Origin of the sequence: Methylorubrum populi (genome assembly GCA_036946625.1) — a bacterium.
Classification (GTDB): domain Bacteria; phylum Pseudomonadota; class Alphaproteobacteria; order Rhizobiales; family Beijerinckiaceae; genus Methylobacterium; species Methylobacterium populi_C.
This window is the reverse complement of the sequence record JAQIIU010000003.1, coordinates 1634308-1658388: the sequence shown is the minus strand read 5'-3', so window position 1 is coordinate 1658388 and position 24081 is coordinate 1634308. Positions and strand designations below refer to the sequence as shown.

15 protein-coding genes, 1 tRNA gene and 1 pseudogene are annotated in these 24081 nt (G+C 70.6%); 14 read left to right on the top strand and 3 right to left on the bottom strand.

What is annotated here, in order from left to right; all coding sequences use genetic code 11:
- Positions 1 to 29: 29 nt before the first annotated feature.
- The 3 genes from PGN25_19255 to PGN25_19245 all read right to left on the bottom strand — a co-directional run bounded on the left by PGN25_19255 (position 30) and on the right by PGN25_19245 (position 5385).
- The gene (locus tag PGN25_19255; protein ID MEH3119654.1) at positions 30 to 1538 is read right to left on the bottom strand and encodes a DUF882 domain-containing protein; all 1509 of its coding nucleotides are present in this window, start codon (positions 1536 to 1538) and stop codon (positions 30 to 32) included.
- Positions 1539 to 1768: 230 nt separating this feature from the next.
- Positions 1769 to 3733 carry a L,D-transpeptidase family protein gene (locus PGN25_19250; GenBank protein MEH3119653.1) on the bottom strand — a complete coding sequence of 655 codons (1965 nt, stop codon included), beginning with the start codon at positions 3731 to 3733 and terminating at the stop codon, positions 1769 to 1771.
- Between the two features lie 161 nt (positions 3734 to 3894).
- Positions 3895 to 5385: a sigma-54 dependent transcriptional regulator gene (locus PGN25_19245; GenBank protein ID MEH3119652.1), complete on the bottom strand. Its 1491-nt coding sequence runs from the start codon at positions 5383 to 5385 to the stop codon at positions 3895 to 3897.
- Between the two features lie 314 nt (positions 5386 to 5699).
- On the opposite strand from PGN25_19245, the gene PGN25_19240 reads away from it, so the two are divergent.
- The 14 genes and pseudogenes from PGN25_19240 to PGN25_19175 all read left to right on the top strand — a co-directional run bounded on the left by PGN25_19240 (position 5700) and on the right by PGN25_19175 (position 23943).
- The gene (locus PGN25_19240) at positions 5700 to 7574 is read left to right on the top strand and encodes a M3 family oligoendopeptidase (protein ID MEH3119651.1); all 1875 of its coding nucleotides are present in this window, start codon (positions 5700 to 5702) and stop codon (positions 7572 to 7574) included.
- A gap of 270 nt (positions 7575 to 7844) precedes the next feature.
- Positions 7845 to 8018 (top strand): AbrB family transcriptional regulator, encoded by a 174-nt coding sequence (locus tag PGN25_19235; protein ID MEH3119650.1) that lies wholly within the window; start codon positions 7845 to 7847, stop codon positions 8016 to 8018.
- Positions 8015 to 8400: pseudogene (locus PGN25_19230) on the top strand (type II toxin-antitoxin system death-on-curing family toxin). The gene PGN25_19235 and the pseudogene PGN25_19230 overlap by 4 nt, the downstream one beginning before the upstream one ends.
- A gap of 93 nt (positions 8401 to 8493) precedes the next feature.
- Positions 8494 to 9864 (top strand): AarF/ABC1/UbiB kinase family protein, encoded by a 1371-nt coding sequence (locus PGN25_19225; GenBank protein MEH3119649.1) that lies wholly within the window; start codon positions 8494 to 8496, stop codon positions 9862 to 9864.
- Positions 9865 to 9974: 110 nt separating this feature from the next.
- Entirely contained in the window at positions 9975 to 10268 is a 294-nt protein-coding gene (locus PGN25_19220; GenBank protein ID MEH3119648.1) for an aa3-type cytochrome c oxidase subunit IV, read from the top strand.
- A gap of 113 nt (positions 10269 to 10381) precedes the next feature.
- A complete protein-coding gene (locus PGN25_19215) occupies positions 10382 to 11521 on the top strand; it encodes a Re/Si-specific NAD(P)(+) transhydrogenase subunit alpha (GenBank protein ID MEH3119647.1) in 1140 nt (379 codons plus the stop codon).
- 22 nt (positions 11522 to 11543) lie between these two features.
- Entirely contained in the window at positions 11544 to 11993 is a 450-nt protein-coding gene (locus PGN25_19210) for a proton-translocating transhydrogenase family protein (protein ID MEH3119646.1), read from the top strand.
- 4 nt (positions 11994 to 11997) lie between these two features.
- On the top strand, positions 11998 to 13398 hold the full coding sequence (locus tag PGN25_19205; protein MEH3119645.1) for an NAD(P)(+) transhydrogenase (Re/Si-specific) subunit beta: 1401 nt from the start codon (positions 11998 to 12000) through the stop codon (positions 13396 to 13398).
- A gap of 96 nt (positions 13399 to 13494) precedes the next feature.
- Positions 13495 to 15330, top strand: a complete 1836-nt coding sequence (gene recJ, locus PGN25_19200; protein ID MEH3119644.1) for a single-stranded-DNA-specific exonuclease RecJ — start codon at positions 13495 to 13497, stop codon at positions 15328 to 15330.
- An 89-nt stretch (positions 15331 to 15419) separates the two neighbouring features.
- Positions 15420 to 15503 (top strand) — tRNA-Tyr (locus PGN25_19195).
- Positions 15504 to 15788: 285 nt separating this feature from the next.
- Positions 15789 to 16523 (top strand): Crp/Fnr family transcriptional regulator, encoded by a 735-nt coding sequence (locus tag PGN25_19190; protein MEH3119643.1) that lies wholly within the window; start codon positions 15789 to 15791, stop codon positions 16521 to 16523.
- A gap of 51 nt (positions 16524 to 16574) precedes the next feature.
- Positions 16575 to 17276: a sensor histidine kinase gene (locus tag PGN25_19185; protein ID MEH3119642.1), complete on the top strand. Its 702-nt coding sequence runs from the start codon at positions 16575 to 16577 to the stop codon at positions 17274 to 17276.
- Positions 17277 to 17589: 313 nt separating this feature from the next.
- Positions 17590 to 19575 (top strand): autotransporter assembly complex protein TamA, encoded by a 1986-nt coding sequence (locus PGN25_19180; GenBank protein MEH3119641.1) that lies wholly within the window; start codon positions 17590 to 17592, stop codon positions 19573 to 19575.
- Positions 19576 to 23943: a translocation/assembly module TamB domain-containing protein gene (locus PGN25_19175; protein MEH3119640.1), complete on the top strand. Its 4368-nt coding sequence runs from the start codon at positions 19576 to 19578 to the stop codon at positions 23941 to 23943. It abuts the gene before it with no gap.
- Positions 23944 to 24081: the final 138 nt, after the last annotated feature.

Here is a 24081-nt window from a genome sequence, read left to right as displayed (position 1 = left end):
ACCCCGACGTGGCGCGGTCGCCGGCGGCGTCAACGGGCGGTGGACGGCATCTGCGTCGCGGAGCCGGTGAAGCGCGCCGCGGACAGGACCGCCGGCTCCGGCCGCGTCGAGAACCGGCTCGCCGCGAGCGCGATCGGCCGGCCGTGCAGGGCGTCGGCCGGCGGCGTCTCGTCGGGACGCGGGCGTGCCAGCGCCACCCTGACGGGGACGGTCGGCGAAGCGGGTTCGGACACGCCTTGCATCGCCGCGAAGAACAGGCCGCGGACCTGTTCGCGCGGGTTGGCGTCGGCCGGGACGAGGTGCGTCGCGGTGGCGCTCTCGGTGGCAGGCTCCGCCGGTGCTTCGGCGGCCGCCTCGGCCACATGCGCCATGCCGCCAAGTCTCTCACCGTCGAGGGAGGCGAGTTGCACCGGGCGCTGCGGCGGCAGCGGGATGGTCAGCGCGGCGGCGACCACGGCCAGTTCCGAGGGACGGCGCGGCGGCAGCGGCGCGACCACCGCCTGCTCGATCTCGCCGGTGAGCAGTTCCTTCGCCGAGGCACCGTCGCGGCGCGGACTCGTTGCGCGCAGGGCCTCGGAGGCGTTCGGCGCGGCATAGGCCATCGCCTGCGCGGCGCCAGCCCCGTCGGCGGGATCGGCACTCGCCACGGCGATGCTCGGCTTCGTCCGCGCCTTCGACGGAGCGGGCGCGTTGGCGAGCGCCGCCGGCGGCGCGTCGGCCGCGCTCCCGCCGCCGAACAGCGAGGCGAAGAAGCCCTTCAGGCCCGGCCCGTCGTCGATCTCGTCGGCGCTGGCGACGGCGGTGTAGCCGAGCACGGTGCCGCCGCGGGCCAGGATCTCGGCGCGGGCCTCCTCGTAGCGGCCGAGCGGCTTGCCGTCGGCGGGCAGGTGGACGGTCTTGCCGTCCGGGAACAGGCGGGCGAGCTGGTCGTGGCTCATGCGCGGCCAGGAGCGCACCGAGCCCACATCGAGATGCACGAAGGGCGAGCCGGAGCGGGGATACCAGCCGACGCCGCCGCGCTGCATCCGCATGCCCGTCGCGCGGATCTGGTCGATCGAGGCGTCGGTCATGAAGAAGTCCATGGCCTTGCCGAGCATGTGCTGGCTGGTCTCGGCCACGCCCGACGAGCGGCGGCGCAGCATTCCGTTGGTCTTCGGGCTTCGGTAGCCGCAGACGATGCGCAGGGGCGCGGTCGAGCCGATGGAACGCTGGGCCTCCCACACCACGTCGAACAGGCGCGGGTCCATCTTGACCGATTCGTTCTCGCGCCAGTCGCGCAGGAGCCAGTTGAGCTGGTCGAGGGCGGCGCGGTCGTAGCGCCCGTCCCGCTTGAACGTGACGGTCAGGCTCTCGCCCGTGTGCTCGTGCACCATGGAGAGGCTGCGGGTGTCGCCGTTGGCGACGGCGTTCTGCGTCTCGGCCGTGCCGGCCAGCAGCAGGGCGGCCATGGCGCCGGCCGCGGAAGCGGCACGCTTCAGGCGAGAGGCCGGCGGCACGATGCGGCTCGACGTCAGGCGGTCCCGGATCGTGCGCAGCATGGTCCTTACCCTCGCGGGACGGCCGCGGCGTCGGCGACGTCGCGGTGGGCGCAAAGGTGGCTCGATGACCGGGAAAGGCGGGTCGTCGGGGCCCGTGCTGCTCGCCGTCTCCCGCGACGGCTACGGGCCAACCGTGGCAAAAAAGAGCCTCGCAAGGGCGCAGCCGCACGCTGTCCCGCGTGCCGTGTCGCCTCCCCCGATCTGCGCGGGAATCGACGCGACGATTCCGCCTACCAGTAGCTGCGCTGCGGGTATTCGTAGGCCTGTCCGCTCCACGGGTCGCCGAACATGTCGGGCGCGCGGCGCGGGACCCGGGGACGCTCGCCGCGCACCTCGCGGGTGGTCGCATGGGCCGACGCGTTGCGGGAGGCTTCCCGACGCGTGTTCCGCGACGCGTCCGCCGCCGGGCGCTTGCCGGCCGCGGGCGCCCTCGCCACGGCGTCGGAGCGGGCGGCGAGGCCGAGGGCGACCTTCATCGGCCCGTCGTAGCCGTAGAGGTCGGGCAGCGTGCGGTAGGAGCCGAGATCGTCCACCTCGGCGGTGAAGTAGGCGAGATGGACCGGCAGCTTCTCCGGCAGGCGCAGCGTCCGCTCGCCCTTGCCGACCAGCTTCTTGAGCCGCTCCTCCGTCCAGTTCGGAAGCACGGCGTCGGCGAAGCGGAACGGGTCGTCCACGCGCACGCAGCCGTGGCTGAAGGCCCGGGTCGAAGCCGAGAACAGCGAGCGGTTCGGCGTGTCGTGCAGGTAGACCGAGTGCTGGTTGGGGAACATGAACTTGATGAAGCCGAGCGCGTTCCGCTCGCCCGGCGGCTGGCGCAGGGAGACCGCGTTGCCGCGGCGGACCACCTCGAACCCGGCGGTGCGGCCCGAGGCCAGCATCTGCTTGAGGATCGAGGGCGGCACGTACCAGGACGGGTTGACGACGGCGTATTCCATCATCCCCGAGAAGATCGGCGTCGGGCTCGTCGGCTTGCCGACGATCACGCGGGCCTCGTCGCGAAGCGAGCCTCCCCGAAACACCTTCAGCTTGTATTCCGGCACGTTGACGAAGACGTAGTCCGGCCCGAGCTCGGCCGGCAGCCAGCGCCAGCGCTCCATGTTGACGAGGATGTCGGCCTCGTTCGCGCTCGTCTTCGACAGGCCCGGATTGGCGAGTGCGGCGACCGTGGCGCGCGTCAGCGTGCCGCTGGCGGGCAGACCGCGGCTGCGTTGGAAGCCCTTCACCGCATCGGCGACCGCACGGTCGTAGGTATCGGGTTCGCCGGGCGCGGCATCGAGGGTGCCGGCAGCGCGGGTGTCGAGGCCGAAGCGGCTGCGCAGAAGCGGCACCCGCGGATCGCTCATGCCGAGCTTGAGCACCGGCCCGTCCGGGAGCTTGACGCTCGCCACCCCTTGCGTCCGGCCCGCCTGGAGGCTGGCGAGACGCTTCCTCAGGGCGAGGTAGCCCGGCTGGCGCGGGTTGTAGCCTTGCAGCACGTCCCCGGCCTGGGTGCCCGCCGCGGCAAGGCGAGGCAGCACGGTGTCGGCCGGCGGCAGATCGAGATTCGGCGTGATGAGCTTCGAGATCGAGGCGAGGTTGACCCGCCCGCCCCGGGCATCGCGGGCGTAGAGGGCGAGCGCTGCCGAGAGCTTCAGGTCGGCCTCGGCGATCTCCGCATCGGTGTCGGGGCGGCTGAGCTTGCCGATGGCCGGCACCGGATAGGCGTTCGGATCGAGCCCGTCCTCCGCCGCCGCGCGCAGCCGCGCGATCGCCGCGTTGGCGGCGGCGTTGAAGCTGCCGTTTTCGATCCAGACCGGCTTGAAGTCGCCGAGCGCGTAGAAGGCCTGGATCGCCTCCCTGTCCTTGCCGGTCAGCCGATGCAGAAGCGGCGCGGCGTCGTTCAGGCGGGCGTAGACGGCCGCGGGCAGCGGCTCGCTCGGCGCCACCGGAGCGGGCGGCCCTTCCGCGGCGGGCGCGGGAGCCGGGGCCCCGGACGGTGCCGGTGCCTCGACGGCGGGCGCGGCTTCGACGGCCGAATCCGACGACGACGTCTCGCCGGCCGGATCGACCGCGGCCTTGCGGATGATGGAGCCGGCATCCGCAGCGGCGGCCTCCTCGGCCCGGGCCGCGGAGGCGTGGCTGAAGGCGAGGAGGGCTGCGAGCGCGACGGACAGGCCCCGCGCCGCGCTTCGTCCGGCTCCCGATGCAGCGCGCATGGCGGCAACTCCCTGGATACGGCCGAGACTGCCGCAACTCTGCTTAAAGATCATCGACGACGGCGCCACCGTGCGCAACCACACGGCCAAGCCGGGCACCCCGATGAATGGTCAAGTTTCCCGTCAGGACGAACGGCCACGCCTCGATCGTAGTTCCCGCCTCATGCCGCGTCCTCGGAGCGCTCGTCCTCGTCGAGGCCGAGTTCCTTGAGCTTGCGATAGAGGGTCGATCGGCCGATTCCGAGGCGGCGGGACACTTCGGACATTCGGCCGCGGTAGAATTGCAGGGCGAAGCGGATCACTTCGGCCTCGACCACCTCCATCGTCTTCATGTCGCCGGTGTCCTCGACCACGAGCGACAGGGCGTGCGGATCGCGCACCTCGACGCGCACGATCTCGCGCACCGGTTCCAGGCCGCCCGCCGGCAGCGCGGCTTGCGCCGGAAGCGGGGGGATGCGCACGTCGAACCCCTCGACCTGCGCGGCGATCTGCGGAAACTCCGCCACGGTCAGTTCGTCGCCGTCGGCGAGCACGACCGCGCGAAACAGCGCGTTCTCCAACTGGCGCACGTTGCCGGGCCAGGGATAGCGCGAGAGCAGCGCCATGGCCTCGGCGGTGATGCCGCGCAGGCGCTTGCCCTCCTCCGCCGCGAAGCGGGCGCAGAACGAGCGCACGAGGTCGGGGATGTCCTCGCGCCGCACGCGAAGGGGCGGCAGCGTCATCGGGAAGACGTTGAGGCGGTAGTAGAGATCCTCGCGGAACTTGCCCTGCTTCACGAGGTCGAGCAGCGAGCGGTTGGTCGCCGAGATCAGGCGGATGTCGACGCGCACCGAACGCTTGCCGCCGACCGGATCGACCTCGCCCTCCTGCAATGCCCGCAGGAGCTTCACCTGGGCATCGAGGGGCAGTTCGCCGATCTCGTCGAGGAACAGCGTGCCGCCCGACGCCTCGACGAACTTGCCGACATGGCGCTCGGTGGCGCCGGTGAAGGCCCCCTTTTCGTGGCCGAACAGGGTGGATTCGACGAGGTTCTCGGGGATCGCGCCGCAATTGACGGTGACGAACGGCTTGCCGCGCCGATCGCCCGATCCTTGGATCGCCCGGGCCAGCACCTCCTTGCCGACGCCGGATTCGCCCTCGATCAGGACGGGGATGTTCGATTTCGCCGAGCGTTCGGCCAGCCGGATCACCCGGTCCATGTCCGGGCTCTTCGAGGCGAGATCCTTGAAGCCGAGCGCACCCGAGGCGCGGCGGCGCATGCGGCGCACCTCCTCCTCGAGCCGATCGACCCGCAGGGCGTTCTTGATGGAAACCTGCAAGCGCTCGGCGCCCGCCGGCTTCACCACGAAATCGACGGCGCCCGCGCGCATGGCATTGACCACGGCATCGATGGAGCCGTTGGACGTCTGCACGATGACGGGCGTGTCGATGCCGCCCTTGCGCATCTCGGCCAGCACCGTGAGCCCGTCCAGGCCGCCGGGCATGACGAGATCGAGCAGCACGACGTCGACGTTCTCGCCCGAACGCAGGATGTCGAGCCCGTCGTGGCCGTTCTCCGCGACCCGCGCGTCGAATCCGAGGCGGCGCACCATCGCCTCGGCGAGGCGGCGCTGCACGGGATCGTCGTCGATGATGAGAACGGTGGTCGACATGCGGGGCGCCTCGCTTTCCGCTCAGGCCGGCCGCGCACCGGCACGGTCCCGAGAGGGAGTCCGGCGGCGCATGGCGGCTGTTTCGTTTCGAGGCGCAGGGTCGCTCAAGAGCGTAAAGCGGCGCTTAACGATGCCCGCGGATTCAGCCTGCGGTTCCCCCCCGAAGGCGATGGCAGCGGTTTCGAGCGCGATTCGGGCCCGCGGGATTGCGAGCCTCGGTTGATCGTGAGGGCGCCGCGCTCGATATCTGGCCCCGGCCCCGAGGCATCCTCCGCCATCGAATCGGGGACCGAGCGCGCCGAGGAAGCAGCCCCATGTCGAGCCGAGCCGTGATTCCCGCCCTCTTCGCGGACCTGCCGCGGGGAACCGAAGAGAGTGCGGCCGTGCGCGCTGCAGTGCAGGCGGCCGAGCTCGGCCCGCTGCCGGAATGGGATCTGACCGATCTCTATCCGAGCATCGATTCGACCGCCTTCCGCGACGATCTCGACCGGGCCGAGGCCGAGAGCCGGGCCTTCGCCGAGCGCCATGCCGGCTGCATCGCAGAGATCGCCGCCGGCTCCGACGCCTCCGCGATCCTCGGCGAGGCGGTGCGGACCTTCGAACGGATCGAGGATCTGATGGGCCGGCTGATGTCCTATGCCGGACTCGTCTATTCCGGCGACACCACGGACGAGGCCCGCGCCAAGTTCTACGGCGACACCCGCGAGCGGCTCACCACCGCCTCCGGCGACCTGCTGTTCTTCGGCCTCGAACTGAACCGCGTCGACGATGCGGTGCTCGATGCGGCGATGGCGGAAGGTCCGCTCGCGCGCTACCGGCCCTGGATCGAGGACCTGCGGCGCGAGAAGCCGTACCAGCTCGACGACCGCACGGAAAAACTGTTCCTCGACAAGTCGGTGACGTCGAGCGCCGCCTGGGACCGACTGTTCAACGAGACGATCGCCGCGCTCCGCTTCCCCGTCCAGGGCGAGCGCCTGACGCTGGAGCCGACCCTGAACAAGCTCCAGGATCCGGACGGCGCCGTGCGCAAGGAGGCGGCCCTGGCGCTCGGCGACACGCTGCGGGCGAATCTGCGCATCTTCACGCTGATCACCAATACGCTCGCCAAGGACAAGGAAATCTCCGACCGCTGGCGCGGCTTCAAGGACGTGGCCGATGCCCGCCACCTCTCGAACCGCGTCGAGCCGGAGGTCGTGGCCGCCCTGGTCGAGGCCGTGCGCGAGGCCTATCCGCGCCTGTCGCACCGCTACTACCGGCTCAAGGCCAGGTGGTTCGGGGTCGAGGCCCTGCCCTACTGGGACCGCAACGCCCCGCTGCCGAAGGTCGAGCAGCGCACGATTCCCTGGGCGCAGGCCCGCGATACGGTGCTCGAGGCCTACGGCGCCTTCTCGCCGGACATGGCGGGCATCGCAAAGAAATTCTTCGACGGCGGCTGGATCGATGCGCCGACCCGACCCGGCAAGGCGCCCGGCGCCTTCGCGCACCCGACGGTGCCCTCGGCCCACCCCTACGTTCTGGTCAACTATCAGGGCAAGCCGCGGGACGTGATGACGCTCGCCCACGAACTCGGCCACGGCGTGCATCAGGTGCTGGCCGCCCCCAACGGCGCGCTGATGGCGCCGACCCCGCTGACGCTCGCCGAGACCGCCAGCGTGTTCGGCGAGATGCTGACCTTCCGGCGGCTGCTGGGAGGGACCACCGATCCGACCCAGCGCCGGGCGATGCTGGCGGCCAAGGTCGAGGACATGATCAACACGGTGGTGCGCCAGATCGCCTTCTACTCGTTCGAGCGGAAGGTGCACCTCGCCCGCGCCAAGGGAGAACTGACGGCGGAACGGATCAACGAGCTCTGGATGTCGGTGCAGGCGGAGAGCCTCGGTCCGGCGATCACCCTCGACCAGGGCTACGAGCCGTTCTGGGCCTACATCCCGCACTTCGTCCATTCGCCGTTCTACGTCTACGCCTACGCCTTCGGCGACTGCCTCGTGAACTCGCTCTACGGCGTCTATGTCCGCGCCGAGCCCGGCTTCGTCGAGCGCTACTTCGCCCTGCTCTCGGCCGGCGGCTCGAAGCCCTACGGCGAACTGCTCGAGCCGTTCGGCCTCGACGCGAGCGATCCCGGCTTCTGGCAGATCGGCCTCGGGATGATCGAGGGGATGATCGCGGAACTGGAGGCGATGGAAGGATAGCCGACGCGCCCGCTCCATGTCAGAGCCTGTTTGACCGGCCGCCGTGTCTTCGTCAGGCAACGGCAAGGCGAGGGAAGGTCCTACTCCCATCCTGAACCCTCATCCTGAGGTGCCGGAGCGCAGCGGAGGCCTCGAAGGGGGCTCCAGGAATCGCGCGGGATCTGGAGCACCCTTCGAGGCCGCTCACGCGGCACCTCAGGATGAGGGGCGAGATGGGATCAATGCAGTCAAACAGGCTCTCATACGTTTTGTATGACATGGAGCGTCGCGATGCAGCTCGAAGTCAAGAAGATCGATAAACTCGACGGGCGTGATCCTACCGAAGGATCTCCTCACGGCGGCGTGCGGCTGACGCCTTACGACCCGGAATTCGATCGGGCGATGTCGGTCGTCGATGAAGTCATGGACGAGTATCGGGATACCTTGCGGGCGCTCGCGAAGTGAGCGAGCCTCGCTGGCCGACCACGAAGGAGGTCCGGACCGCTCACGAGAAGCAACTCGCCCGTTTCGGGGGCCTGCCGGGCTTCGCGACGGGAACGCGCTCGAATCGGCTCTCGCTCGACCGGTCAGCCTCTGGCGCTACGAGGAGGCCGATCCCGCCGAACTCGCTGCGGCCTATGCCTTCGGCCTCGCGCGCAACCATGCCTTCATCGACGGTGACAGGCGCATCGCGCTTGTCGCGATGATCACGTTCCTGCGCCTGAACAGCGTTCCGTTCCGGCCCGATCAGGCGGAGGCGACGGCCGTCATCCTCGGCCTCGCCGCGGGCGAGATCGACGAATCCGGTCTGACCCGCTGGATTTGCGACAACCGGCCGAAGGCGTAGCGCGGACCGCGGCGCGCCGTCCCATCGCACTGGGCACGGCCCCGGGGGGTGCCTATCTCCGGTCAGGTCCCGACAGGAATTGACCCGAACCCGATGGCCGAGACCGACCGCGAAGCCAACCGCTTCACCGCCCGCGCCAGCCGCTACGCCAGCGTCGGCGCCAATGTCGGCGGCGTCGCCGCGCGGATGGCGGCGGCCCGCCTGTTCGGCGGCAAGGGCGGCGCCGCGCCCACGAACGCCGCGGCCCTGGCCCAGGCGCTCGGCGGGCTCAAGGGCCCGATCATGAAGGTGGCGCAACTGCTGGCCACCGTGCCCGACCTGCTGCCGCCCGAATACGCCGCCGAGCTTCAGAAACTCCAGGCCGACGCCCCGCCGATGGGGGCCGCCTTCGTCAAGCGGCGGATGATGGCCGAACTCGGCGCCGACTGGCAGAGCCGCTTCGGCCGCTTCGATCTCAGGCCCGCGGCCGCGGCCTCGCTCGGGCAGGTCCACCGCGCCGAGGGGCTCGACGGCGCGCCGCTGGCCTGCAAGCTCCAGTACCCCGACATGCAGTCGGCGGTCGAGGCGGACCTCAAGCAGCTTCACGTCGTCTTCGCCCTGCATCGCCGGATGAACGCCTGGCTCGATACCTCCGAGATCGCCAAGGAGATCGGTGCGCGGGTGCGCGAGGAACTCGATTACGGCCGCGAAGCCAAGCACGCCTCGCTCTACGGCAGCGTGCTCAAGGACATCGATTCGGTGCGCGTACCGACCGTGCACGCCGCTCTCTCGACCAAGCGGCTGCTCACCCTCGGCTGGCTCGACGGCGAGCGGATCCTGACCTTCGCCGACAGCCCGATCGAGATCCGCAACCGGATCGCCCAGGCGATGTTCCGGGCGTGGTGGCACCCGTTCGGTCGCGCCGCGGTGATCCACGGCGATCCGCATCTGGGCAACTACACCGTCTTCTCCGAGGGCGGCGAAGCGCAGGGCATCAACCTGCTCGATTACGGCTGCGTGCGCATCTTCCACCCGCGTTTCGTCGGCGGCGTGGTCGACCTCTACCGCGGCCTTCTGGAGGAGGACAGGGATCGTGTCGTCCACGCCTACGAGGTGTGGGGCTTCAAGAAACTCGACCGGGAGACGATCGACATCCTCAACATCTGGGCGCGCTTCATCTACGGCCCGTTGCTCGAAGACCGCACCCGCACCGTCGCCGACGGAATCGATCCCGGCGCCTACGGACGGCGCGAAGCCTTCTCGGTGCACCAGGCGCTCAAGGAGCGCGGACCGGTCACGGTGCCCCAGGAATTCGTGTTCATGGACCGGGCCGCGGTCGGCCTCGGCGCGGTGTTCCTGCATCTGCGCTCGGCGCTGAACTACCACCGCCTGTTCGAGGCGGAGATCGAGCGCTTCTCCCTCGAAACCCTCACCGAGCGCCAGGGTGCGGCGTTGTCGGCGGCCGGCCTGCCCCTGCCGGGCTGAGGAAAGCCGGCTCGAGACCGTCCCGTCCCCCGTCAAGCTGATTGCGGGCGAGGTAGCCTTGCGCTAAATCCGCGCGTGACAAGCAGAACGAGACCAGGGACGGGCGCGCTATGGCGGACACGAAGACCCTCACCGGCCTGAACTACAGCCCGGCGATGGATGAGAAGACCCACGAGCAGACCTATCGTGGCTTCGTCCGCTTCGTCGAGATCGGAACCGTCACGGTTCTGTGCTGGGTCGTCGCCCTGGCCATCGGCGGCGTGCGCGAGGCGTGGATCACCGCGATCATCGGCGTGCTCGTCTCCTGGGTTGCCGCCGCGGTCGGCGCCTTCGTTCCGGCCATCGGCTGGAAGGTCCAGGCCTTCGTTCTCGTCGCTCTTCTTCTGGTCCTCGCCTTCGGCTGACGGATCGAACCTTACAGGCCGGCCGACGCGGCCGGCCTTTCTTCAGATCTGGACTTCGAAGAAAGCTCGGATACCGGCACGCCGAAGGGCGGCTGTAAGAACGGGAGCCACTGATGCGTATTGCCGTCTTGACGGAGACGGACCCGACGGAACCACGGGTCGCGGCCGTCCCAGAAACGATCAGGAAGTTCGTCGGCCTGGGGGCTGAAGTCGCGGTCCAGAAGGGGGCCGGCGCCGATGCCGGCGTGCCCGATGGCGAGTACGAGGCCGCCGGCGCCAGGATCGCCGGGAGTGCCGAGGAGGCCCTGTCCGGCGCCGACCTCGTGCTCAAGGTCCGCCGTCCGAACGCCGACGAACTCGCCAAGGTCCAGAAGGGAGCCGCGGTCGTCGCGATCATGGATCCCTACGGCCACGAGGCCGAGCTGAAGGCCATGGCCGAGGCGGGCGTCAACGCCTTCGCCATGGAGCTGATGCCCCGCATCACCCGCGCGCAGGTGATGGACGTGCTGTCCTCCCAGGCCAACCTCGCCGGCTACCGCGCGGTGATCGACGCCGCCGCCGAGTACGGCCGCTCCTTGCCGATGATGATGACCGCCGCCGGCACCGTGCCGGCCGCGCGCGTCTTCGTGATGGGCGTCGGCGTCGCCGGCCTCCAGGCCATCGCCACGGCGCGCCGCATGGGCGCGGTGGTGACCGCGACCGACGTGCGCCCCGCCACCAAGGAACAGGTCGAATCGCTCGGCGCCAAGTTCGTCGCCGTCGAGGACGACGAGTTCAAGCAGGCCGAGACCGCGGGCGGCTACGCCAAGGAGATGTCGGCCGAGTACCAGAAGAAGCAGGCGGAACTGGTCAAGGGCCACATCGCCAAGCAGGACATCGTCATCACCACGGCCCTGATTCCGGGTCGCCCCGCGCCGAAGCTCGTCTCCGAGGAGATGGTCGCCTCGATGAAGCCGGGCTCAGTGCTCGTCGACCTCGCGGTCGAGCGCGGCGGCAACGTCGCCGGCGCCAAGGCGGGCGAGATCGTCACCGTCGGCAACGGCGTGAAGATCGTCGGCCACCTCAACGTGCCGGGCCGCCTCGCGGCCACCGCCTCGAGCCTCTACGCCCGCAACCTCTACGCCTTCATCGAGACCCTGGTCGACAAGGAGACGAAGGCGCTGGCGATCAAGTGGGACGACGAGCTCGTCAAGGCCACCAACCTCACCCGCGACGGTCAGGTGGTTCACCCCAACTTCCAGCCCAAAGCCTGATCGGTCGCGGAGGATCTCAATCATGGCAACCCTTCCGCCCGTCTCGCCCGCAGACCAAGCCCAGGCCGCCGCCGCCGCCGCGCGTGCCGCGGCCGACATCGCCCAGCAGAACGCCGCCCACGCGCAATCGATCGCCGACGCGCTCGGCCACGGCGTCGCGGCCGCCACCCACGGCGCGGTCGATCCGACCGTGTTCCGGCTCGCGATCTTCGTCCTCGCGATCTTCGTCGGCTACTACGTCGTCTGGTCGGTCACGCCGGCGCTGCACACGCCGCTGATGTCCGTCACCAACGCGATCTCCTCCGTCATCGTCGTCGGCGCCCTGCTCGCCGTCGGTGTCCCGCTGATCGAGAAGGGCACCGGCTGGGCCCGCTTCTTCGGCTTCATCGGCATCGTCCTCGCCTCCGTGAACATCTTCGGCGGCTTCCTCGTCACCCAGCGCATGCTCGGCATGTACAAGAAGAAGGCCTGAGGCGATGTCGGAAAACGTCTCTTCCCTTCTCTACATCGTCTCCGGCGTCCTGTTCATCATGGCGCTGCGGGGGCTCTCGCACCCGACGACCGCTCGTCAGGGCAACCTCTACGGCATGGTGGGCATGGCGCTCGCCATCCTCACCACGCTGGTCGGCCATCCGCCGGCAGGGCTCGGCGCCTGGATCCTCGTGCTCCTCGGCCTCGCCATCGGCGGCGGCGCGGGCGCGGTGATCGCCAAGCGGGTGCCGATGACGGCGATGCCGCAGCTCGTCGCCGCCTTCCACTCGCTGGTCGGCCTCGCGGCGGTCGCGGTGGCGGCCGGTGCGCTCTACGCGCCCCAGGCCTTCGGCATCATCGAGAACGGCCACTTCCACAAGCAGTCGCTGTTCGAGATGGGCCTCGGCGTCGCGATCGGTGCGATCACCTTCACGGGTTCGGTCATCGCCTTCGCCAAGCTCGACGGGCGCATGTCCGGCAAGCCGATCATGCTGCCGGGCCGGCACATCATCAACCTCGCCATGGCGGCCGGTCTGGTGGCGCTCATCGCCATCTTCATCGGCACCGAGTCGAAGGTGGCGTTCTGGCTGATCGTGATCGTGTCGCTGGTCCTCGGCGGCCTGATCATCATCCCGATCGGCGGCGCCGACATGCCGGTCGTCGTGTCGATGCTGAACTCCTACTCGGGCTGGGCGGCGGCCGGCATCGGCTTCACCCTGGGCAACCTCGCGCTCATCATCACCGGCTCGCTGGTCGGCTCGTCGGGTGCGATCCTGTCCTACATCATGTGCCACGCGATGAACCGCTCGTTCATCTCGGTGATCCTCGGCGGCTTCGGCGGTGACTCCGCCGCAGCGGCCGGCGGCGGGCAGGTCGAGACGCGCCCCGTGAAGCAGGGCTCGCCGGACGACGCGGCCTACATCATGAAGAACGCCGAGAAGGTCATCATCGTCCCCGGCTACGGCATGGCGGTCGCCCAGGCGCAGCATAGCTTGCGCGAGATGGCCGACATGCTGAAGAAGGAGGGCGTGGACGTGAAATACGCCATCCACCCGGTGGCGGGCCGCATGCCGGGGCACATGAACGTGCTCCTGGCCGAAGCCAACGTGCCCTACGACGAGGTGTTCGAGCTGGAGGACATCAACGGCGAGTTCCCGCAGGCCGACGTGGCCTTCGTGATCGGCGCCAACGACGTCACCAACCCGGCCGCCAAGACCGACAAGGCCTCGCCGATCTACGGCATGCCGATCCTCGACGTGGAGAAGGCCAAGACCGTGCTCTTCATCAAGCGCGGCATGGGCTCCGGCTACGCCGGCGTGGAGAACGAGGTGTTCTTCCGCGACAACACGATGATGCTGTTCGGCGATGCCAAGAAGGTGGTCGACAACATCCTCAAGAACCTCTGATCGGCCGAAGCGGCCGACATCGCGGCGGGGCGGGCGAAAAAAATCGCCCGCCCCGCTGTCGTTTGCGGGGCGCAGCCATCGCGGGCAGAAACGGCTATGGTCCGCCCCGTGACCGCCGCCATGCTCCTCGACCCGTCTCCGGACCTGTCTCGCCCCTTCCTCGACGTCGCCGCCTCGGTGCTCGGGCGGCCGTGGCGCGCGCGCTGCGGCGATCCCGGACAGCAGGCGCTGGCGACGACGATGACCCAGGCCTACGGCCTGCCGGACCTGCTCGCCCGCGTCCTCGTCGGGCGCGGCGTGCGACCGGCGGAGGCCGAAGCCTATCTCGCACCGCGACTGCGCGACCTGATGCCGGACCCCGCCGTCCTCGTGGACATGGAAGCGGCGGTCGACCGGCTCGCCCGCGCCGTCCGGACCCGCGAGTCGGTCGCGATCTTCGGCGACTACGACGTGGACGGCGCGTCGAGCGCGGCCCTGCTCGCCGACTACCTGCGGGCGCTCGGCGTTCCCGTGCGCATCCACATCCCCGACCGGATCACCGAGGGTTACGGCCCGAATGTCGGCGCGGTGACGGCGTTGCGCGAGGCGGGCGCGAGTCTCCTCGTCTGCGTCGACTGCGGCACCGCCGGACACGAGCCGCTGGCCGCCGCCGCAGCACTCGGGTTCGACGTGATCGTGCTCGACCATCACGGGGCGCCGGAAGAGCTTCCCCAGACCCGCGCCCTGGTGAACCCGAACCGGCTCGACGACCTGTCCGGCCTCGGCCATCTCTGCGCGGCGGGCGTGGTCTTCATGACCCTCGTCGCCCTCGCGCGCCGGTTGCGCGCAGCCGGCGTGTTCGCGACGAGCGGCGAGCCGCGGCTCACCGACTTCCTCGATCTCGTGGCGCTCGCCACCGTCGCCGACGTGGTGCCGCTCACGGGACTCAACCGCGCCTTCGTCGTCCAGGGCCTCGCGGTGATGCGCGGGCGCGGCCGGCCGGGCCTCGCCGCCCTTCTCGACGCGGCGGGCCTCGGCGAGCCGCCGGAGGCGTGGCATCTCGGCTTCCTCGTCGGCCCGCGCATCAACGCGGGCGGGCGCATCGGCGATGCCGGGCTCGGCGCCCGCCTCCTCACCACCGTCGATCCAACCGAGGCACGCGGCATCGCCGAGGAACTCGACCGGCTCAACCGCGAGCGCCAGGCCATCGAGGCGCAGGCGGTCGCCGAGGCGGAAGCCGAGATGGATGCCCTGCTCACCCGCGAGCCCGAGCGTCCGGTGCTGGTGACCGCCTCGCCCGAATGGCATCCCGGCATCGTCGGCCTCATCGCCGCGCGCCTCAAGGAACGCTTCGGCCGTCCCGCCTTCGCCTTCGCGGTCAAACCGGATGGCAGTGCCGTCGGCTCCGGCCGCTCGGTCGCCGGCGCGGATCTGGGCGGTGCCGTGCGCGCCGCGGTCGAGGCCGGGCGTGCGGTGAAGGGCGGCGGCCACGCCATGGCCGCGGGCGTCACCCTCGCCCCGGGCGGTCTCGCGGCCTTCGGAGACGGCCTCGCCCGCGATCTCACCGAGGCCGTCGGCCGGGCCCGCGCCGCCGAGGCGCTGCTGGTCGACGGCACGGTGAGCGCCGGGGGCGCGACCGCAGAACTGGTCCGCCTGATCCAGCGCGCCGGCCCGTTCGGACAGGGAGCGCCCGAGCCGGTGATGGCGCTGCCCCGCCACCGCCTCGCCGATGCGGGCATCGTCGGCAACGGGCATGTCCGCGCACGGCTCGTCGGCGGCGACGGGCAGGCCGTCGGCGCCATCGCCTTCCGCGCCGCGCAGGGCCCCCTCGGGGCCGCCCTGCTCGGCGGCATCGGCTGCAACTTCCACGTCGCCGGCACGCTGTCCTGCGATCGCTGGCGCGGAGCCGAACGCGCGCAGGTGAGAATCTGCGACCTCGCGCCCTGTGGATAGAAAACCGGCGAAACGGATCGGTTGACACCCGATCCCGGCCTCACCATAAGGGCCTCGCCCGCCGCGATGCGGACGCGGCGACCCGGTTTGGGGGAATGTCCCGAGCGGCAAAGGGGGCGGACTGTAAATCCGCTGCGTAAGCTTCGTAGGTTCGAGTCCTACTTCCCCCACCAAACTTCCCTTTCAAGACGGCACGTCACGAGGACGGAAAGCATCGTCCGCTGATTGTCGACACATGCCCCGATCCGCGGCAACTCTTGGCCCACACGATCTTCTCACGCGGAGGCAAGCCGAGCTTTGGCGTTCACCGCACTCGGACACATCGCCGATGCGGCATCTTTGCCCCTGACCCCGGTTTTTGCTCACACGCCGACGCGGTCCCTTGCCAAAATAACCTGCGTGAATTCGATAGGGCTTGACGAGCGCTAGGTTGTGGCGCCTCGGCCAAGGAACCCAATTTGCCCAACCCGCTCGCACGCAAGCTGGAAAACTTCGTTCGCCTGTCCCGGGAAGAGAGGCAGGCGTTGGAGAAGATCGCCCAGCCGACCCGACGTCTCGGGGCCCGCGAGGACGTGATCCGCGACGGCGACCGGCCGCGCCACGTCAACGTCGTCCTCGAAGGATGGGCCTGCCGCTACAAGCAGCTCGAAGACGGCCGCCGTCAGGTCATCTCGATCTTCCTTCCGGGCGATCTGTGCGATCCGCACGTCTTCGTGCTGCGCAAGATGGATCATTCCCTCGGAACGCTGACGCCGGTGGTTCTGGCCGAGGTCTCCGAGCACGCGATCCGCGAAATCTCGCTGCAGTTTCCGCGCCTGACGGAGGCATTGTGGTGGGAGATGCTGGTCTCGGCGGCAATCCAGCGCGAATGGACCGTCAGTCTCGGCCAGCGCCTCGCGACCGAGCGTCTGGGGCATCTCTTCTGCGAGCTGTTCCTCCGGCTGCGGGCCGTCGGCGTGACGAGCGAGACGAGCTGCGAGTTTCCCATCACCCAAGCCGATCTCGGCGACGCGATGGGTCTCTCGACGGTTCACATCAACCGCACCCTCAAGGAGTTGCGGGCGGCGGGCCTGATCCGCCTGCGCGGCCGGCAACTGACGATTCCGGACTTTTCGGCGCTCCAGGCCGCCTCGCTGTTCGACCCCTCCTATCTCCACTACGAGCGCGATCCATCGGCAATGAGCGACGATTGATGAGCGGCGGTTAGCCGGTTCATCCTGTTGAGGTCAGCGAACGGCTAAGTCATGAACCAGGATCCGCGGGACGCACGTATCGAGGAGCTGGAGGCCGAGAACCGGCGCCTGCGCCGCTTCCTCGACGAGAAGGGCCTGCCCGCCGAGCAGCGCCATCAGGTGCGCAACACGCTCGCCATGATGCGGGCGATCATCCGCCGGTCGGCCGAAACGAGCGATTCCGTGGAGACCTACACCGCCCATCTCGACGGGCGGCTCGACGCGGTCGCACGCGTGCTCAACGCCCTGATGCGCAATGTGCCCGACGGCATCGGCCTGCATTCCCTCGTCGCCGACGAGCTTCTGGTCCATCTCGCCCGTGAGGGCGAGCAGGTCGCGATTTCGGGACCGAGCCTGCGCCTGCGCCCCGGGGCGGCGGAAGTGTTCTCCATGGCGATCCACGAACTGGCCGTGAACGCCGTCGAGCACGGCGCCCTGACCGTTCCGCAGGGCCGGATCCGGGTGACCTGGACGGTCTCGCCTCCCGCGGCTCCGGAGACCCGTCCACGGCTGACGTTCGCCTGGACGGAGAGCGGTCTCGGAACCCTCGCGCCGACGCCCGCGCATCGCGGCTTCGGCATGGAAGTCCTCGAGCGCAGCCTGCGCTACGAACTCAAGGCGGACACCGATCTCGCCTTCGAGCCGGACGGCCTGTGCTGCACCATCAGCCTGCCGTTGCCGCCTCAGATCACCATGGTCGACGACGACGATTAGCGCATCGTCCCGAAAGGTGGCGGCCGGCTTTCGGAAAAAGACGATGCAAAAGCAAAAACCGAGAGCATCGTCCCGAAAGGTGGCTGCCGGCTTGTCCGAAAAGACGATGCGCGCGGATTCGGCGCCGGAGGTGCCAACGATCATCGATCTGCGGCCGACCGGGCACAGCGAGCCGTTGTCCGCTCACCTTTCCTCGATCGAACGGTGTGCCAAGCGTGGCCGGGGTAGCCCTGTGCGGGCTCGACGGGTAGTTAACATCCGGATGCTTTCCTGGAGGCATCGACCGTAACGGACCAGGGACCTCACCCATCGAATGCTCGTCCGGATGAACTGCCCGCTGCGTTCGCCGGCCTTCGGTGGCGTTCTCCTGAGTGTCGTGGCCCTGATGGTCCCGCCGCAGCCGGCCCACGCCTTCGATCCGTTCGGCATCTTCGGCTCCGAGGAGGAGCCGCCCGCTCCGAGCGGCACGGCGCTGCCCTACAGCCTGCGCATCACCGGCACCGACGACTCGGACATTCTCACCGCGCTTCAGGATACCTCGACCCTCCACCGCCTGCGCCAGGAGGCGCCGCCGGACGGCGAGGGGCTGGTGCGGCGCGCCGAGGCCGACAGGCGCCGCCTGACCGACGTGCTGTCGGGCTACGGCTACTATCAGGGCACCGTCTCGATCCGCATCGACGGGGTGCCGGTGACCGGCGAGGCTTCGCTGACGGCGGCCGCCCGCGCCGCGGAGGCCTCGCGCGACCGGGCCCTGGTGCCGGTGAAGATCGTGGTCGATCTCGGCCCGCTCTACACCCTGCGCGATGTGCGCGCCGTCGATCCCCGCGGCAGGCCCTTCTCGGAGGCGGTGCTGCCCGAGCGCTTCACCCGGACGGACGACGACGTGCCGGCCCGCTCGGCGACGGTGCTGGCCCGCGAGGCGAAGATCGTCGACCGTTTCCGGGCTCTCGGCCATCCCTTCACCAAGGTGGTCTCGCGCGATCCCGTCGTGGACGACGCCGCCCACGTCATGGACGTGACCTTCACCGTCGATCCGGGGCCGATCGCCGGGATCGGCGAGGTGGCGGTCAAGGCGACCGACGGCATCGATCCGGCGGTGATCCGCTCCTTCATCTACGCGGAGCCGGGCGATCCCTACTCGCCGAAAGCCGTGGCCGACATCCGCCGCTCGGTCGCCCGCATCGAGGGGCTCGGTGCCGTGCGGGTGCGGGAGGGCGAAAGCCTCGACGCGCAGGGCAACCTGCCGATCTTCGTCGAGGTGACCGAGCGCGAGCGCAACCTGATCGGCGTCTCCGCCCGCTACTCCACCGTCGACGGACCGGGCGTGCGCGCCTACTACGCCAACCGCAACCTGTTCGGCGGCGGCGAGACCCTGCGGCTCGATGCCGACATCTACTATCTCGGACTCGGCTACGATCCGTTCGCGACCCAGCGCAAGCTCGCCGGCATCGACACGACCGGCCTCGGCGGACGCCTCTCGGCGACCTTCGTGAAGCCGGCGCTCGGCGGCACCCGCAACGACCTTCTCGCCAACCTGTTCGTCACGCGCGAGGTGCAGCAGAGCTACTTCGTCGATGCGGCGGGCGCCTCCGTCGCGCTCCGGCATCGCTTCTCCGACACCGTCTCGGCCCAGATCGGCCTCGACGGGCAGGTCGGCCGCTCGAAGGACGCCATCGGCAGCGTCGATTACCGGCTGATCGGCGTGCCGCTCTCGGTGACCTACGATTCCACCGACAGCCTGCTCGACCCGACCGAGGGGGTCCGGGTCATCGCATCGGCCGCGCCCTATCCGGGTTTCCTCGGTTCCGACCCCGGCATTTTCGTCGCCAAGGCGCAGGGCTCGACCTACTACGCCCTCGACGACGAGGCGCGCTACGTGCTCGCCGGGCGCCTCGGCTTCGGCTCGGTCTCGGGCGCGCGGCTCGACGAGATCCCCGACAACTTCCGCTTCTTCGCCGGCGGCGGCGGCTCGGTGCGCGGCTTCGCCTTCCGCACGCTGGGCCCGCGCGGACCGTTCAATCTGCCGATCGGCGGCCGCAGCCTGCTGGAGGCCTCGGTCGAGGCGCGGATCAAGGTCACCGACACCATCGGCATCGTGCCGTTCTTCGACGCCGGCACCGCCTTCGCCTCGTCCCTGCCGGATTTCGATGAGCGAATCCGCAAGGCGGCGGGCATCGGCGTCCGCTACTACACCGGCATCGGTCCGATCCGCGCCGACCTCGCCTTCCCGCTCGACCGGATCAAGGGAAACCGCGAGCTTCCGGCCGCCCTGTACATCAGTCTCGGACAGGCGTTCTGAATGGGATTTCCGCGTCGCAGGCTCCGCCTCCTTCCGTCCGCCCCCGTGAAAGGGAGAGGATCGTGGGCTGCGGTCGTCCTGCTGGGCCTGCTCGTTCTCGCCGCCTTCGTCCCCAGCGATCTCACCCGCGCCGCCGAGGGCGAGAAGACCGTGCTCGGCGGCATCCTGTCGAAGGCGCTCTCGACGCCCTCGTCCCAGGTCTCGATCGGCGCCGTCGATGGGGCGCTGTCGTCGGATGCCGCCATCCGCGACGTCGTCATCAGCGATTCCGACGGCCCCTGGTTGAAGCTCGACCGCGCCCGCCTCGTCTGGCGCCGGCTCGCCCTGCTCTCCGGACGCCTCGAGATCGACACGCTCGAACTCGGGCGCCTGGAGGTGCTGCGCCGACCCGTGCCCGGCCCGACGCCGGCGGAGGCCGAGCCCGACGGCAGCCTGCTGCCCGACCTTCCGGTGAAAGTCGAGATCAAGGGCTTTCAGCTCGCCGAACTGGTCCTGGGCGAGAGCGTCGCCGGTCAGCCGGCCCGCCTCACCGCCGACGGCAAGGTCAGGCTCGGCAACCCGTCCGAAGGACTCGATCTCAGTGCGGATTTCCGCCGCCTCGACGCGGCCGGGCGCTTCGTCGCCCAACTCCTGTTCGTGCCCAAGGGCGAGCGGCTGGAACTGAAGGCGAACCTCGTCGAGCCGCAGGGCGGCCTGCTCTCGAAGGCGGCGAACCTTCCCGGCACGCCGCCGATCAACTTCGACCTCGACGGTCGCGGCACGCTCGATTCCTTCAACGCCCGGCTCGACTTCGATGCCGGCCCCGAGATCGGCGCCAAGGGCGGCGCCCGCCTCTCGCGCATCGGCAGCGACCGGCGCCTGAGCCTCGATCTCGCCTCGCGGATCGAGGGCCTCGTGCCGGGCCCGGCCGCGGCGGTCTTCTCTGGCGAGACCAGGCTCGACGGCGGCATGGCCTTTTCCGACGGCGGCAGCTTCCGCATCGATCGGCTCGAACTCGCCTCCCGCACCGCACGGCTCGGGATCGGCGGCACCCTGACCGCCGACCGCGTCGCCGACTTCACGATCTCGGCCAGAGCGATCCCGACCGAGGGCGGCGTCACGAGGGCCGCAGACGCGGAATTGGAGACGCTGGTCTTCGACGGCAGCCTGAAGGGCCCGCTCTCGGCGCCGCAAGTGAAGGGCACCCTCGACGCGGCCGGCCTGCGCACGAAGGAGTCGTCGCTGGAACGCGTCGTGGCGTCCCTGAACGTCGAGCCCTCCGGCGACCCGAAGGCGCAACGCTTCGCCGTCACCGCCGACGCGGCGGTGGAGGGCCTGCGCCTGGCCGATCAGGCCCTGCGCCGCGCCGTGGGCAGCCGTGCCGAGCTGACGCTTCGCGCCGCCGCCGGTTCGGACGGCGTTCTCGACGTCACCACGCTGCGGGTCGATTCCGATACGGCTCATGCCTCCTACACCGGCCGGCTCGGCCAGAACACGCTGACCGGCACCGTCGAGGCCGCCCTGCCGGATATCGGTGCCTTTTCCGGGCTCGTCGGGCGGACATTGGCAGGGCGCCTCGATGCCCGGGCGGCGTTGGGCGGCGACCCGGCCCGCAAGGCGCTCTCGGCCGATCTCGACCTGCGCGGAAACGGGCTCGTCCTCGGGCAGACGGTCGCCGACCGGCTCGTCGGCCGTGCGCCGACCCTGACGGGGCGCGTGTCGCGGACCTACGACGGCTACGGTTTCGAGCGCCTGCGCTTCGGCGGCGCCGGGATGGCCGCGACCCTGCAAGGGCGGGCCGACGCCAGAACCGCCGACGTGGCCGCCCGCCTCGACCTCAAGACCCTCGCCGCCCTCGACGAGCGTCTCACCGGCCCGGCGAGCGCCGATGCGCGGCTGACGGGCTCGCTGATCGAGCCCGCTCTCACGGTAGCTCTGCGCGCGCCGGACGTGACCGCCAACGGCCGGCCGATCCGCGACCTGCGCCTCGACGCGGCGCTGAACGACCTGCGCGACGCCCTCGACGGCACCGTGCGGATGACCGGCGACATCGCCGGCAAGCCGCTGCGGGCCGAGGCGCGCATCGCCCGGCCGACCCGGACCGATTACGCCCTCGACCGGCTCGCCTTCGCCCTCGGCTCGGTGGCCGCGGACGGTCACGCCACTCTGGATGTGGACAGTCTGCTGGCCGAGGGCGCGCTGACGGTCCGCGCCGGCGATCTCGCCGACCTCTCCGCTCTCGCCCTCGCACCGATGGGCGGCAGCCTCGACGCGGCGGTGACGCTCTCACGCGCCGCCGGCCGGCAGGACGCCGCGATCCGCGCGACGGGCGCGCGCCTTCGCTACGACACGTTCGGCCTCGCCCGTCTCGACGCGGATCTGACGGGGCGGGATCTGCGGGCGCGTCCGGTCATCGACGGCCATGCCGACATCGATCGCGTCGTCGCCTCCGGCCAGACCGTGGACACCGTGCGGCTCACCGCCGACGGCACCGCGGCGGCAAGCGACATCGTGCTCACCGCCCAGGCCCGCGGCTTCGCCCTCGACGGCGCCGCGCGCCTGATCCCGGCCGAGCGCACGCGGGTCGAGATCGCCCGGTTCTCGGCTCGGCGCGGCGGCGACCGGCTGGCGCTCACCGGCCCGGCCGCGATCACCCTCGACGACGGCTCGGCGCTGATCGAGGGTCTCGTCGTCGCCGCCGGCTCGGGTCGGGTCAGCGTGCAGGGACGGGCCGGATCGAACCTCGATCTCAAGGTCGGCATCCGCGCCCTGCCGCTCTCGCTCGCGCGCATCGCGAGCCCGACCCTCGCGCTGTCCGGCACGCTCGAAGGCGAGGCCGACATCCGCGGACCCGCCGCACGGCCGGAGGGGCGTTACGCGCTCAGCGTCGCCGGCCTGGTCACGCCGGAGACCCGCAAGGCCGGGCTGCCGCCGATCACCGCGCGGGCGAGCGGCCGGCTCGCCGAGGGCGAGGCCAGTATCGACGGCCGGGTCTCGGCCGGGCGCGGCGCCGACGTGGCGGTGACGGGCTCGGTCCCGATCGAGGCCGGCGGCAGCCTGAGCCTGCGCGCGAAAGGCAGCCTCGACGCGGCCCTCGCCAACTCGATGCTGAGCGTCGGCGGCCAGCGCGTCGCCGGCCGGGTGGCGCTCGATGCGGGCGTGACCGGCACCGTCGCCGCGCCGAAGGTGGAAGGCTCGGCGACGCTGTCGGGCGGCAGCCTCACCGATCCGCTCAACGGCATCCGCATCACCGACATCCAGGGGCGCGTCACGGGCCGGGGCGACACCATCGTCATCGAGCGGCTGACCGCGGCGACCCGCAACGGGGGGCGCATCGCCGTGGACGGGCGCGTCGCCGTCGAGCCGGCCTCGGGCTTCCCCGGCACCCTGCGCATCACCGCCGACCGGGCCGAACTGGTGTCGAACCCGCTGATGACCGCGGTGTCGAGCCTCAACCTCGCCCTGTCGGGTCCGCTCGCCCGAAAGCCGCAGATCAGGGGCCGGGTCGATGTCGTCTCGGTCGACGTCTCGGTGCCCGACCGCCTGCCCGCCACGGTGCAGCCGCTGCCGGGCATTCGCAGGATCAATGCGACGCCACAGGTCCGCGAGCGCCTCGCCAAGCGGACCGAGCGCAGGGCGCAGATCGAAGCGGCGAACCGGCGGAAGAAGGCGGCCCCGCCCTTCGATGCCGGCCTCGACGTGGTCGTGAGCGCGCCGAGCCGCATCTTCGTGCGCGGCCGCGGCATCGACGCGGAACTCGGCGGCGAACTGCACGTCACCGGTTCCTCGCGCGACCCACGGGCCACCGGCGACTTCTCCATGCGCCGTGGCGTGTTCGCCCTCGGCGGCCAGCGCCTCGACTTCACCCGCGGCCGGGTGTTCTTCGCCGGCGACATCGCCCAGCCCGATCTCGACTTCGCCGCCGAGACCAAGGCGGCCGACGTGACCGCCCGCGTCGCCGTGACGGGCCCCGCGGCACAGCCGGTCTTCGCGCTCTCCTCCGACCCGAGCCTGCCGCAGGACGAGATTCTCTCGCGCATCCTGTTCAAGAAGGCGGCGGCCGGCCTCTCGCCGTTCCAGGCCCTGCAGCTCGCCCAGGCCGTGGCGCAGCTCTCCGGCGGCACGGGCGGACCGGACGTGTTCGAATCCGCCCGCAAGGGGCTCGGCCTCGACAGTCTCGACGTTTCGACGGGGGCGAGCGGCGGCCCGGCGGTCGGCGCCTCGCGCTACATCAACGACCGCATCAGCGTCGGCGTGAAGGCAGGCGCCAAGCCGGCGGACACCGCCGCGACGATCAACTACGACGTGACGCGCCGGATCAAGCTCAACGGCGAGGCCGGCAGCGACGGCCGCACCTCGGTCGGCGTCGGCGCGGAATGGGAGTGGTAGGGAATCGGAAGACCGAGACCGGCTCGCCCACCACGAGGATACGGCCGGCGAATGGTTCTGGATGACGCGCGTGCCTCATCCGGCTTCCGGATCGCTTCGGTTCCGCGGTATTGCCGGCGAAAGGTATCGGCCGCTCGG

Coding starts and splice junctions, on each gene's coding strand:
- PGN25_19205 (MEH3119645.1), top strand. CDS start 11,998: ATGTCGGAAAACGTCTCTTCCCTTCTCTACATCGTCTCCGGCGTCCTG.
- PGN25_19180 (MEH3119641.1), top strand. CDS start 17,590: ATGCTCGTCCGGATGAACTGCCCGCTGCGTTCGCCGGCCTTCGGTGGC.
- PGN25_19250 (MEH3119653.1), bottom strand. CDS start 3,733: ATGCGCGCTGCATCGGGAGCCGGACGAAGCGCGGCGCGGGGCCTGTCC.
- PGN25_19215 (MEH3119647.1), top strand. CDS start 10,382: ATGCGTATTGCCGTCTTGACGGAGACGGACCCGACGGAACCACGGGTC.
- PGN25_19240 (MEH3119651.1), top strand. CDS start 5,700: ATGTCGAGCCGAGCCGTGATTCCCGCCCTCTTCGCGGACCTGCCGCGG.
- recJ (MEH3119644.1), top strand. CDS start 13,495: ATGGTCCGCCCCGTGACCGCCGCCATGCTCCTCGACCCGTCTCCGGAC.
- PGN25_19210 (MEH3119646.1), top strand. CDS start 11,544: ATGGCAACCCTTCCGCCCGTCTCGCCCGCAGACCAAGCCCAGGCCGCC.
- PGN25_19235 (MEH3119650.1), top strand. CDS start 7,845: ATGCAGCTCGAAGTCAAGAAGATCGATAAACTCGACGGGCGTGATCCT.
- PGN25_19220 (MEH3119648.1), top strand. CDS start 9,975: ATGGCGGACACGAAGACCCTCACCGGCCTGAACTACAGCCCGGCGATG.
- PGN25_19185 (MEH3119642.1), top strand. CDS start 16,575: ATGAACCAGGATCCGCGGGACGCACGTATCGAGGAGCTGGAGGCCGAG.
- PGN25_19225 (MEH3119649.1), top strand. CDS start 8,494: ATGGCCGAGACCGACCGCGAAGCCAACCGCTTCACCGCCCGCGCCAGC.
- PGN25_19175 (MEH3119640.1), top strand. CDS start 19,576: ATGGGATTTCCGCGTCGCAGGCTCCGCCTCCTTCCGTCCGCCCCCGTG.
- PGN25_19255 (MEH3119654.1), bottom strand. CDS start 1,538: ATGCTGCGCACGATCCGGGACCGCCTGACGTCGAGCCGCATCGTGCCG.
- PGN25_19245 (MEH3119652.1), bottom strand. CDS start 5,385: ATGTCGACCACCGTTCTCATCATCGACGACGATCCCGTGCAGCGCCGC.